The organism is Streptomyces sp. 150FB (assembly GCF_000818195.1).
In the GTDB taxonomy this organism is placed as follows: domain Bacteria; phylum Actinomycetota; class Actinomycetes; order Streptomycetales; family Streptomycetaceae; genus Streptomyces.
Map to the genome: position 1 here is coordinate 7,851,081 of NZ_JTHL01000001.1, position 11,990 is coordinate 7,863,070.

11 protein-coding genes and 1 pseudogene are annotated in these 11,990 nt (G+C 69.6%); 4 read left to right on the forward strand and 8 right to left on the reverse strand.

Annotated elements, in window-relative coordinates; translation table 11 throughout:
* Positions 1-105 precede the first annotated feature (105 nt).
* Complete coding sequence (locus tag QR77_RS33680) at positions 106-1,542, forward strand: DNA-3-methyladenine glycosylase 2 family protein (protein WP_040029095.1); 1,437 nt, start codon at positions 106-108, stop codon at positions 1,540-1,542.
* Between the two features lie 36 nt (positions 1,543-1,578).
* Here QR77_RS33680 and QR77_RS44305 read toward each other — a convergent pair whose 3' ends face one another.
* The gene (locus tag QR77_RS44305) at positions 1,579-2,118 is read right to left on the reverse strand and encodes a helix-turn-helix transcriptional regulator (protein WP_052489246.1); all 540 of its coding nucleotides are present in this window, start codon (positions 2,116-2,118) and stop codon (positions 1,579-1,581) included.
* Positions 2,119-2,238: 120 nt separating this feature from the next.
* Complete coding sequence (locus tag QR77_RS47065; protein ID WP_160310980.1) at positions 2,239-2,496, reverse strand: hypothetical protein; 258 nt, start codon at positions 2,494-2,496, stop codon at positions 2,239-2,241.
* Between the two features lie 567 nt (positions 2,497-3,063).
* Between QR77_RS47065 and QR77_RS33690 the strand changes: the two genes are divergently transcribed.
* Together QR77_RS33690 and QR77_RS33695 are read left to right on the forward strand one after the other, a co-directional pair.
* Entirely contained in the window at positions 3,064-3,312 is a 249-nt protein-coding gene (locus tag QR77_RS33690) for a DUF397 domain-containing protein (protein ID WP_078877464.1), read from the forward strand.
* Between the two features lie 215 nt (positions 3,313-3,527).
* Entirely contained in the window at positions 3,528-4,367 is an 840-nt protein-coding gene (locus QR77_RS33695; protein ID WP_078877466.1) for an SAM-dependent methyltransferase, read from the forward strand.
* A gap of 53 nt (positions 4,368-4,420) precedes the next feature.
* On the opposite strand, the gene QR77_RS33700 is transcribed toward QR77_RS33695, so the two are convergent.
* The 6 genes from QR77_RS33700 to QR77_RS33725 form a co-directional block, all read right to left on the reverse strand.
* On the reverse strand, positions 4,421-5,323 hold the full coding sequence (locus QR77_RS33700) for a helix-turn-helix transcriptional regulator (protein WP_160310981.1): 903 nt from the start codon (positions 5,321-5,323) through the stop codon (positions 4,421-4,423).
* A gap of 248 nt (positions 5,324-5,571) precedes the next feature.
* Positions 5,572-6,522, reverse strand: coding sequence for an aldo/keto reductase (locus QR77_RS33705; protein WP_040025823.1), 951 nt, complete (start codon positions 6,520-6,522; stop codon positions 5,572-5,574).
* Positions 6,523-6,649: 127 nt separating this feature from the next.
* Positions 6,650-7,021: a PPOX class F420-dependent oxidoreductase gene (locus QR77_RS33710; protein ID WP_040025824.1), complete on the reverse strand. Its 372-nt coding sequence runs from the start codon at positions 7,019-7,021 to the stop codon at positions 6,650-6,652.
* A gap of 110 nt (positions 7,022-7,131) precedes the next feature.
* Entirely contained in the window at positions 7,132-9,489 is a 2,358-nt protein-coding gene (locus tag QR77_RS33715; RefSeq protein WP_040025825.1) for a glycoside hydrolase family 95-like protein, read from the reverse strand.
* A 182-nt stretch (positions 9,490-9,671) separates the two neighbouring features.
* Positions 9,672-10,154: a DUF456 domain-containing protein gene (locus tag QR77_RS33720; RefSeq protein WP_040025826.1), complete on the reverse strand. Its 483-nt coding sequence runs from the start codon at positions 10,152-10,154 to the stop codon at positions 9,672-9,674.
* A 23-nt stretch (positions 10,155-10,177) separates the two neighbouring features.
* On the reverse strand, positions 10,178-11,170 hold the full coding sequence (locus QR77_RS33725; RefSeq protein ID WP_040025827.1) for a helix-turn-helix domain-containing protein: 993 nt from the start codon (positions 11,168-11,170) through the stop codon (positions 10,178-10,180).
* Positions 11,171-11,628: 458 nt separating this feature from the next.
* On the opposite strand from QR77_RS33725, the pseudogene QR77_RS47070 reads away from it, so the two are divergent.
* Positions 11,629-11,990 (forward strand): annotated as a pseudogene (locus tag QR77_RS47070) (hypothetical protein); the annotation flags it as partial.

Below are 11,990 nucleotides of genomic sequence, written 5' to 3' on the forward strand. Positions count from 1 at the left end.
CACCCCGCCCGATCAGCCAGCAACCCCCCCACCCTCCCGCGTCCGAGGGCCATGTCCGAAAGCCGCTGGTGAGCCCGGTCCGACCGGCGCAGACTGGCTCGCATGATGGACGAGGAGACCAGGTACGAGGCGGTGAGCAGCCGCGACGCCCGCTTTGACGGCGCGTTCTTCTTCGCCGTCGAGACGACGGGGATCTACTGCCGGCCGAGCTGCCCGGCGGTGACCCCCAAGCGTAAGAACGTACGGTTCTACCCCACCGCGGCCGCCGCCCAGGGGCACGGCTTCCGCGCCTGCCGCCGGTGCAGGCCGGACGCCGTGCCCGGGTCGGCGGAGTGGAACGTACGCGCCGATGTCGTCGGCCGCGCCATGCGGATGATCGGCGACGGCGTTGTGGACCGCGAAGGGGTACCCGGGCTGGCCGGGCGCCTCGGTTACAGCGCCCGCCAGGTGCAGCGGCAGCTCAACGCCGAGCTGGGCGCGGGGCCCGTCGCTCTCGCCCGTGCCCAACGGGCGCACACGGCAAGGCTGTTGCTCCAGACCACCGAACTCCCGGTCACCGACATCGCGTTCGCGGCCGGCTTCGCCTCCGTCCGGCAGTTCAACGACACCGTCCGGCAGATCTACGCGAGGACACCGAGCGGCCTGCGCGCCGAGCGAGCCACCGGACTTGGCGCGGGAGTCGGCGCGGCACTCGGCACCGGACGTGGCGCGGCACACACCGCGGGCTCCCTCGCCGGGGTCCCGCTCCGGCTCGCCTACCGGGGCCCGTACGCGGCAGCGCCGGTCTTCGACCTGCTCGGCCGCGAGGCGATCCCCCGTATCGAGGAGGTCACCGGCGAGCGGGGGGCGCGTACGTACCGCCGGGCGTTGCGGCTGACCCATGGTCCCGGCCTGGTCGCGGTCGACGAGACCCACCCCGGAGGCGCGGGCGGCGGGCGCGGCGGCTGGCTGGAGGCGCGCATCCACCTCACCGATCTGCGCGACCTCACCGCGGCCGTGCAGCGCCTGCGCCGCCTCTTCGACCTGGACGCCGATCCGTACGCGGTCGACGAGCGGCTCGGCGCCGACCCCCGGCTCGCCCCCCTCGTCGCGGCCACGCCCGGAACGCGTGCGCCGGGCGCCGCCGACCCCGAGGAGTACGCGCTGCGCACACTCCTCGGGCCCGAGCGCGCGGCACGAATCGCCGAGCGGTACGGGCAGCCGGTGGAACGTCCCTGCGGCGGACTCACCGCGCTGTTCCCCGAACCGGCCGCACTGCGGGACGATCCGCTGGCCGGCCCCCTCGCCACCGCGCTCGCCGACGGCACCGTACGGCTCGACCCCGGCGCTGACCGCGAGGAGGCCGAGCGGGCGCTGCTCGCCGTACGGGGCGTCACCCCCCGGGTCGCCGGCCTGATCCGGATGCGCGCGCTCGCCGACCCCGACGTGGCGCCGGTGGGGGAGGACGGCCGCCCCGGGGAGGCCGACCAGGAGCCCTGGCGACCGTGGCGGTCCTACGCCACCCACCACCTGGCCGCCGTCACGCGACCGTCCGGCCTCTGACGCGTCGTCGGTTGTCACGCCGTGCGTGACACAACTTCACGCCGGGTGTGACACAGCGCCGCTCTCCTGACGGCCGCGCTCGTCCTCCCACACCCTGCGCAGCACCGACGCATCGGCGCCGCAGACACGTGCGATCCGTTCGGTGACGTGCCAGCCGGGGAACTGCTTCCCGGACAGGATGCGGAACACCTGGGAAGGGGGAAGTCCGATGCGGGCGGAGAGTTCCTCGACGGGGATGCGCGAACAGCGCCGTACCTGGGTCAGGACGGTTCCGAGCTGACACCGCGCCGGATAACCGTACGGCTGTCGCGGCTGTCGCGGCTGTCTCCGTCTTCGTCCGTCCGCCTGCGGGATGGCCTCCGTCTCGGCGTCCTCCTCCTGGACGAGGCGCGCGGCCTCCCCGGTGATCGCCACCACCGACGCGCGGAGGCGTACCGCGTGTTCGGTGAGATCAAGGTCGGGTGCGCCCGGGCCGGCGGCCAGTCGTACGAGGTGATTGACCTCGGCCAGTATCCGGTCGGCCACCTCGTCGACGGTCGTGCCCGCAGGCGACGCCGCCGGTGTCGTGACACGCATGAGTGGGATGTCCTTCCTCGGCTGCCCGGTGCCGAAGCGGCAGCGGGCAGCCGTGTCGGGTGTACGCGGTACGGGACGGGTGCGGGTGGGGGGCTGTCCGCGACAACCCCCCACCCCGGGTCACCTGTTGTCCGGCGCTCCGTGGACGGTGCGCCAGATGACGAGGACGGTGAGGGCCGCGGCCGTCAGGACGCTCCCGGGCTCCGGCGGGAGCTGGGGGGCTTGGAGGGCCTGGAAGGGCCCGGCGCCCCAGACCTGCGCCGCCATGAGCAGGTTGACGGCATGGGTCTCCCATCCTGCGGAGCGGATGCTCCGACGTACGTTTCGAACACGGCGGCGTCTGTGTTTGCCGCCCCGGTGGCGGGGGGATGTGCGCATTGCGACTCCATTTGTCGTCGGAACGCAGAGCCCTGGTACGGGCGCCAACCTGATAAGCCAGGGCTCTGCGGCTGAACCGATGGCTCAGCGGGGCTTGAGATTAAGTCGCCGTATCGGGTATTTCCACCGCCATCGGAGCGCATCGGTCCGTTATGCCGGAACTTTCCGGATCGCACTGCTGTGGATTTATCGACTCCGCGCAGGGAAACCCGGAGAGATGGCTCTCCGTCGCCAATGTGCGCCGCAGCCGGTAATTGCGTGTTCGTAACCGTTTCCGCAGGTGAAGAAAGCGTGGAGATGGCTTGTAGTATTTTCGGATATCCATGGATGTTGCTCCGTGGTGGATCGTGTGCGCCCCCGACGACGCACCGGCGTACTTTTTTTCAGAAGAGCGCCGCCCAGCGCGCACTTGCACGGGGAATACCCCCGACAGGCCGAGAAAGATGTCCCATGCAGGTATGACGGGACCGCTCGGCGGTCAGCCTTAAAGAGGCCCTGCCGCTGCAATTGCGGCTGAAAACGGCCGGAGATCCTGAGATACCCCGAGCTATCGCGGAGGAGTTTGTGATGACAACGGAATCGGTTACGACGCCGGGCAGCACGGCGGAGATCCCCTTACGGCAGGCGGCCGTCCCGGCGCCGGCGTGGTGGAAAAGCTCGTACAGCAATCACCAGGGCGGATGTGTGGAGATGGCGGAACCCGGACCCGCGGCCGTCGCGTTCCGCGATTCCAAGGACTCCCACAGTCCTGTCCTGGAGTTCACCCGCGGTGAAGCCACTGCCTTTATCGAGGCTGTGATTGCCGGGAGCCTGTAGCTCCGCGGCGTCCGCCACCCCGCCGGAGCGGGCGGAGGGCTCCGGCGGGGCAGGCGGACAGCGACGATCCGGCCGGTGATAGCTCAGGCCAATGCTGGACAGGAGGTTGGTCGGCTAGTACTCAGGAACCGTGCAAGTGCGTCCATGCCCCCTGATGGGCGGGGCGCGCGGGACGTCGACAGGCGCGAAGAAGTAAGAAGAAGTAAGGGGACGGCGTGGGAGAAGAGAAGGCCGAGCGTTCCGGAGCCGGCGGCGGAGGACCGAAGTTACGACTGGATCAGCCGCACAGCTCCAGGATGTACGACTACTTCCTGGGCGGAAAGACCAATTACGCCGTCGACCGCGTGGCGGCGGAGGAAGTCATCCGCCACTTTCCACGGGTGGAGACGCTCGCGCGCGCGAACCGCGCCTTCATGCACCGATCGGTGCGATTCCTCGCCGGGGCGTGCGGGATCCGGCAGTTCATCGATGTCGGGACCGGAATCCCGACCGCTCCGAACCTCTACGACGTGGCCCGGCAGGTCGCTCCGGACAGCCACGTCGTCTACGTGGACAACGACCCGCTCGTGCTCATCTACGCGGACGAACTGCTCAGCGGCGCACCGAGGGGAGCGACGGATTACGTCGACGGTGACGTCACCGATCCCGACGCCCTGCTGGCGGCGGTGGAGCGTTCGGGCTGCGTGGACCTGACGCGCCCGGTGGGACTGAGCATGCACGGCCTGATGCACTTCGTCCCCGACGACCGTGATCCGTACGGTGTGGTGCGGGCGTTGCTCGACCGGCTGGTACCGGGGTCCTGTCTGAGCCTGTCCCACTGCACACCGGACTTCGGCGCCGCGGAGTGGGAGCGGATCTCCAAGGTCTACGCGCGGGCGGGCACCGAGCTGCGGGTGCGCGGCCGGGCCGAGGTGCTGCGTTTCTTCGACGGCCTCGAACTGGCGGACCCCGGCCTCGTGGTCGCGCACCGCTGGCGCCCCGAGCCCGCCAGCGGGCCGAGTCTCGCCACGGACTTCCAGGTGTCCGTATACGCCGGAGTGGCACGGAAGAGCTGAAGTCCGGGGCTCGGCGCGTGCTCTGCCGGTAGTGCTCCGTCAGTAGTGCTCTGTCAGTAGTGCTTCTTCAGCAGGTCGCGGAGCCGCTGTGCGGAGCGCGCGCGGCTCAGGGAGGCCCCGAGAAGCCGGTCGAACGCCTTTTTCCTCATGTCCACCTGTTGCTCCTCCTGAAGGATGAAGGCTCCCTCGAAGTATTCGGAGTAGACGATGTCGGTCAGCCTCCGCTCCTCGAAGTCGAAGATGGTCGTCGGCCCGAACCCCGCCGGGACGTCGAGCTTGCCCAACTCGGCGATGCGCATGCTGTAGCGCGGGTTCTCCGTCAGCGAGAGCAGGTACTCCACCTGCCTCCGCATGATCTCCGCGCTCCCGTAGGGCCGCAGGAGAGTCGTCTCGTCGATGACGCAGATCAGTTTCTGGGGAGCCGAGTCCGCGAAGCGCTTTCCGCGTTGCAGCCGCAGAGCGACCCGCCGCTCCACCTCTTCGTCCGGCGCTTCGGGCAGCCCCAGCCGGATCACGGCACGCGCGTAATCCTCGATCTGGAGCAGACCCGGCAGGAACTGCGGCTCGTACGCCCGGATGCGCTGCGCCATCTCCTCGAAGCTGACCAGGGTTCGCAGGTGTTTCCCCGCGACGTCCGTCCAATCCTGCCACCAGGGACGCCGGTTGGCGCTCGCGTTGAGTTCGCGGAGTGACTGCCGTTGCTTGTCGTCGATGATCAGATACAGGTCCATCAAGTGTTCGAGGTCGCCGTCCTTGCACCTGCGGTGCCCCGTCTCCGTACGACTCATCGTGGTTACGGAGACGATGATCGAATCGGCGGCGGTCTTGAGGGACATGCCCATCGCCTCGCGGCTCGCCCGCAGTGACTTCCCGAGGACCAGGCGCTGCGCTATGGGGGTCGCTTCCTCACCGAGATGGTGAACTCGGCGCGGTTCCGGGTTTGGAGCGGCAGTCACGGAATCTCCTTGGACAGGGTGCTGACAGCCCACCATGAGGTGGTCGTCCATCGTGCACCATCGCGGCGTCCATTCGAGACGAAGTGGCGTAAGCGGCGGGTTTCTGGTAAGCGGTCTCTTTGCCCGTCCTTTTACCGGTCCCTAACCTTGCCGCTTCGCTTGGGCGGCTGCATTGATCATCAACTGTTGGGGGTGGCGGGGCGATTGAATCCACGGCCGCGACGCCACCCACAACGAGCGTGGCCGCGTCAGGCGGAGGCGGCGTTCAGGGTGCGCAGTTCGGCGTCGGACAGCCGCAGGTCCTCCAGGGCGACGAGGGCCGGCACCTGGTCCATCACGCGTGCGGAGGCGATCGGTGCGACCACTGTCGGCTGCTGGGCCAGCCAGGCAAGGGCGACGGTGGCCATCTGGGCGTCGTGCGCCGAGGCTATCTCCTCCAGAGCGGCGAGGACCGTGGTGCCGCGCTCGCTGTCGGCGTAGCCGCCGGCCAGGCCGGGAAGGTCGCGCACGCTGTTCACCGTACGACCGGGCCGGTACTTGCCGGTCAGGAACCCGGAGGCGAGGGCGAAGTAGGGAACACAGGCCAGCCCCTCGCGCTCGACGATGTCCCGGCGTTCGCCCTCGTAGGTGTCGCGGGAGACGAGGTTGTACTGGGGCTGGAGCACCTGGAAGCTCGCCAGGCCCTCACGGTGGGCGAACCGCAGCATGGCGTCGAGACGTGCCGGGCTGACATTGGACGCCCCGAGGGCCCGTACCTTTCCGGCGCGCACCAGCTCGTCGAGCGTCGTGACGACGTCCTCGACCGGCACCGACTCGTCGTCGAAGTGGACGTAGTACAGGTCGATGTAGTCAGTGCCCAGACGCCGCAGCGAGTCCTCGGCGGCAGCCTTGACGTTGGTGGGCTTCAGGCCCTTGCGCTCCGGGTGATCACCGACCTTCGTGGCGATCACGACGTCGCCGCGATTGCCGCGCGCGGAAAGCCATCTGCCGATCAGGCTCTCGGACTGGCCGGCCTGGTTTCCGGGGAAGTGGTACATGTACGCGTCCGCGGTGTCGATGAAGTTCCCGCCGGCGGCGGCGTAGGCATCGAGCACGGCGAACGACTGCTCCTGGTCGGCCGTCCAGCCGAACACGTTGCCGCCCAAACACAGCGGGGCAACGGAAAGCCCCGAGCCGCCCAATTTTTTATGATCAAACATGGCCTCATTAAACACCTGTTGTGTATTTATTTGATCGACGGGCCTCATCGCTGACGTGGCCGGAAATGGTCTGCCCGCGGGCGCGTGTATGACGGCGCGACCCGACCGACACGTGCCCGCGCGCCCGTCACGGGGAGTCCAGGCCCCAACTGTGGATCTTGCGGGGGTGAATACGGATCAGCTCCTCGCTGAAATGCGGACCGAGGTTGTGCGGGCCCGTCAGCAGTTCCGCCTCGCCCCTGATATCGACCCCGCGCACCTTCCACGGGGTGACACTGACGATGTCGTCGACCACCAGGGCCACGCGGGTGTTCGAGCGCAGGTTGCGCCACTTCTTCGTGGTGCCCAGCGCGTGGCCGCCGATCAGGATCGTGCCGTCGTCCTGCGGGAAGAATCCGACCGGGTTGGCCTGGGGCTGTCCCTTCGGGTCGACGGTCGCCAGCCGCCCGATCCGCTGGGTGGTGAGGTACGCGCGCTCGGCCTCGCTGAATTGGGTCATGGTCCAAGCCTCACACGCGTACCTCGTTCCGCGCACCGGATGCGGTCGGGTACCGGACGGCGGCGGGTACCGGACGGCGGCGGGTACCGGACGGCAACAGGGCGCCCGGGTCAGGCGGGCAGTCCCCAGCGCGCGCCCGGTGCGATCGGGGTGACCGGCCTGATGGTCAGGTCCGGGTGGTCGCCCTTCGCCGTGATCAGCGCCGCCTCACCCTTGCCGAGGTGGATCCGGATCTCGCCGTCGGCGATCGTGTCGTACCGCAGCGCCCTGCCCCGGCCGTCGCTGACCTCGACGGGGCCCTCGATGCCGTGCCGTACGGCACACGGCGCGCCCGCCTCACTCGCCAGCCGTACCCAGCGCGTCACACCCTTCTCCCGGGCGGCGCTCAGCAGGAACGCGCCCTCCGTACGGAAGTCGTGCACCACCAGGTCCTGCCACGCCGTCGGCAGCGCCGGGAAGACGCGAACCAGTCCGCCCCAGCTCTGACAGACCATGTCCTGAAGGGACTTGGCCGCCGAGAGCGGGGTCTCGATGACCGGGGAGCCCTCCTGGTACATGGTGTTGGGCTGGATGAAGCGCTCCATCAGGTCGCCGAGGTACTTCTGCGCGTCGTCGCCCTTGCCCAGGAGCGCCGACATGGACGCCGCACCCGTGAACGTGTAGCCCTGCAAGGCCCCTTCGAAGCCGACCCAGTGTGCGAGGGACTTCTCGATCAGGGCGAGTTCCTCCGGCGTACGGCCGGTCACCTCGTGCAGCGGGTAGACGGCCAGCATGTGCGAGTAGTGGCGGTGTGACATGGCGAACGGCACACCGGCGCCGATCATGAAGCCGTTCTCGTCGACCGGGTACGGGGTGAGCTTGGCCAGCACCTCGTTCCAGCGGCCGAGCAACGGGTCCTTGATGCCGAGTATCCCCGCCGATTCGACCAGCGTGCGGCAGCCCCAACGCAGCAGCATCAGGTCGTAGTTGGTGTCCGGCGCGTCCTTGCCGTACTCGGGGGACGCCGTCTTCGGCAGGTGCAGCGCGCCGTCGGCGCCCGGCTGGAGGAAGTGCAGGTAGTAGTTGACAGCGCGCCGCAGGATGGGGAACACCGTGTCGCGCAGCAGCCGTTGGTCCATGGTGTGGCGGTAACTCAGCCATACGTTGTGCAGCGCCCAGGTCAGGTCGCCCACTTCGGGGACCGGCGGGTCCTGGCCCGGGATGCCCACCGGGTCACCGGCGTTGGGCACGGTGGCGCCCGTCGCCAGATTCATGTCGGTCGCCCGGGGGATGCCGTACGAGTCCTTGCGGTACTGCGGTTCCAGGCCGAGCGTCAGGTTGTCCCTGAACTCTCCGATCGCCCGTGAGACGGCGTCGAGTTCGAGGTGGTTGGAGCCGTGGATCAGCCAGTACTCCAACTGCACGTTGAGATTCCACCAGGTGGCCGGCCAGCCCGTGGGCTCCAGCCAGGGCCCGCAGGTCGCCATCACGGGCGCTTCGGCCCGTGCGGCGGACGCCACCTTGTAGAGCTGGATCCAGTAGAAGCTCTGCATCCGCGCGTCCGGCAGGGAGAGGAAGCTCTTGCCGTAGTAGCGGTGCCACCACGAGCGGTGTGACGCGGTGAGGGCCTCGTACGTACGGTGTGCGGCGCCGTCCACGGTGCGTACGGCCCGGTCGCGCGCCGTGGTCTTCGGGAAGGAGTGTGCGACCGACACGCACAGGGTGCGCCTGCTGCCCCGGGTGGTCTCCCGCCAGGCGGTGACATGCTGGCCGCCGGCGAGCAGCGACTGCACCACGGCCGTCGTGCCGCCGTGCTGTTCCTGGACGGCGGGCGGATTGCCGGTGTAGCCGGGCGGCGGTGTGCCCCGGGGGCTGACGGCCGCCGCCGGGTGGAAGACCCAGGCGAAGTCCTGCTCCCCCTCGCTCGCTGTGACGTCGACGGCGAGCAGGGAATCGGTGGCATGGACGAAGGCGCGCAGGGTCAGTGTGCCGGCGGTGGTGGTGAGGGTGCCGGTCAGCTCGGCGTCGCGCAGCCGCAGCCGCCAGTCGACGGCGGTGATGGTGCCGACCGGCTCCAGGGTGAAGTAGCCGATGGGCAGCCGGGCGAGCCCGAAGAGGGTGCCGAACTCCGGCCGGTGGTCCTGCACTTCGGAGTGCTGGACGTTGAACCGCACGGCGTTCTTGCCCGGTTCGGCGTAGATCCCCGAGCCGAGGAAGCCGTTACCGAGGAACGGGCCCTCGTACCAGACCTTCGGCATCGTCTGCCAGACCAGGTCGGCGTCGTCCAGCACGGCCGCCCAACTGCTCTCCGGGGCGTGCGGTCCACCGTACGGCCGTACCGGCGCGGTCAGGTCCGCACCGGGGGACGCCGCCGACCGGGCGGCCGCCTGGGCGGGGACGGTGGCCGCGCCGCCCACCACGAGCGCACCGCCGAGCGCGGTGCCGGTGGCGAGCAGCGTTCTCCTGGACGGATCCGGTGAATTGGGCATCGTGCCTCCTGGCGGCTCGTACACAGGCCTACGAATACATCCGAGTTTCTTCCTCGATGGACCGTAGGTAAGCGCTTACCCGCCGTCAATACACAGGAAGAGATCCGATGTGTTTCCTGTGCGCCGGGCCACGCCGGGCCGGGCCGGTACGCCGGCCCGGCCCTGTGTGCCGGCTCCGTACGTCAGGTCACCGCCATCACGACCAGCCACGCGCCGACCACGAGCAGACAGGCGAACAGCTCGACCAGGAGCGGGTATCCGGAGGTGCGCATGATCACGCGGGTGGACGCCCAGCCGTCCCGGTGGCTGCCCAGCCGGATCCGTTCGGCCCCGTAGATCCCTCCGACGAATCCCACGACCCCGCCCACCACCGGGACCACGAAGAAGCCGATGAGTCCCGCGGTCCCGCCGATCAGCAGCGCACGTCTGGGGGCGCCGGTTCTGCGTGTGCTGCGGGACGGCAGCAGCGGTCTGAGTGCCTGGTTCACCAGCAGCAGTACCGTCGAGCCGATCAGTACGATCCAGGCGGCGCCCGAGGTGTCCGACAGCGCCCACCAGAGCACCGCGGCCCAGACGATCGCCTGGCCGGGCACTCCGGGGACCAGGACGCCGATCAGGCCGAGCAGCATCACCAGACCCACTACGACGAGCTGCCACACTTCCATCAGTCAAGCGTGCGGGATCCTGCTCATCTCCGCAGGTCTCGCGCCACCCAGCCCTTCTCGTAGGCGTGCCAGCCGAGCTGTAGCCGGGTGGACACCCCGCTCAGCTCCATGAGGCCCTTGACCCGCCGCTGCACGGTCCGCAGCCCCAGATCGAGCTGTTTGGCCACGCTCGCGTCGGTCATCCCCGCCAGCAGCAGGGACAGCACCTCCAGATCGGTGGCGTCGGGCCCCGGGGGCCCTTCCTCGCGTACGGCGCCGCCCGGGTCGAGCCGCAGCGGCAGGGACTCCCGCCACACCGCCTCGAACAGCCCCAGCAGCGATTCGAGGAGTCCGCTCGCGTGCACGACCAGCGCCGAGGGCTCCGCGGCGTCGCCCGTCAGCGGCACCATCGCGAGGCTCCGGTCGGCGATCACCAGTTTGGTGGGCACCCGTTCGATCACCCGTACCTGTTCGTCACGGCCGAGCGCCGCGGTCAGCTCGGTGAAACCGGCGGGCAGCGAGAGGATCTCGCGCTCGATCACCACCCGGTAGCTGACCCCGCGCGCCGTCGCGCGCTCCTCGGCCTCGTTGTCCATCCCGGTCACCGCCACCGGCTTGCCCGTGACCAGGGCGCAGACCTCTTCGGCGGCGCCGAGCTGGAGCTGTACGAAACGGTGCGCGACCGCGCTGGCGCCCGTCACCACCTCGACCAGGTCGTGGACGGCCGGCTCGGCGGCATCGGTGCGGTACTCCTCGGCGAGCAGCACCGCCGCCAGCTCCGCCTGCTCCAGCTCGTGCCGGTGCTGGGTGAGCAGCGCGCCGAGCGCGACTGCGGGTGGCGCGGCGACCCAGCGCCCCGTACGCGACGAAGACTGCGCCGCGAGGCCCTGCCGTTCGAGCCGCCGCAGGGCCTGTTCCGTGTCGGACTCGGGGAGCGCGAGCCGGTGCGCGAGATCGGCGACCTCGGCGGCTCCGATCGCCACGAGTGCCCGGTATGTGGACTCCTGCCGTTCGTCGAGACCTATCGCTCCCAGCACCCGTGCACCTTTCCTCGACCGCTCTTTCCCGGGCCCCGCAAGGCCGTCGCGACGCCCCGTATACGTATCGCCACGCGTCCGGTTCATCCGAGATGATGGCGGGAACCGGCCACGGCGTAAACCCGCCGCGTTCATCATCCCTGTTTAGCGCGCGACTCTGACAATCTGGCGCCATCACAGCAGCAACAGACCCCGGTCATATGCCCTTTGGGTATGCTTGGCCCGGATTTGCTCAGGAATGTGTTGCGATCAGCCATGCGCCGACGCGACCGCCTGCGCTGACCCTGTGAACGTCTGCCGGGCGTCCTTCCCGTGGGGGGTGGGGCCGCCCGGCGGACTTATGAGCTGATCCGCGTGATCGGCGTGATCCGTGGCGGAAGTCGATCAAGTCGTCGCGCCTGAGGTCTTTTTTCGCCGGGCGCCGTTTTCGGACCGCCGGGGCGGTCGACAATAGGTGCATGAGCCAGCAGGGGGAGAGGTCGTCCGCCGCGGCGGACGACTGGTGGAACCGGCTGTACGACGAGTCGGCGCCCGACACCGGTCCCGCCACGGGACAGGACGAGAAGGACGACACGCTGGACGACCGCTTCGATTCGGCGGCGGACGTGGCGGGAGGCGACACGGCGGACGCGGAACCGGTCCGGCGGACGGATCGGTCGGAGCGGACGGTTGCCGGGTCGGAGACGGATGCCGGGCCGGAGGCGGCTGCCGAGGCGGAGACGGTTGCCGAGCCGGGGTCGGGCATCGAGCAGGGCCCGGGCGTCGAGAGCGAGCCGGGCGCTGTGAGCGGACCCGAGCCCTCCAGCCCCTCGCGTGCCTG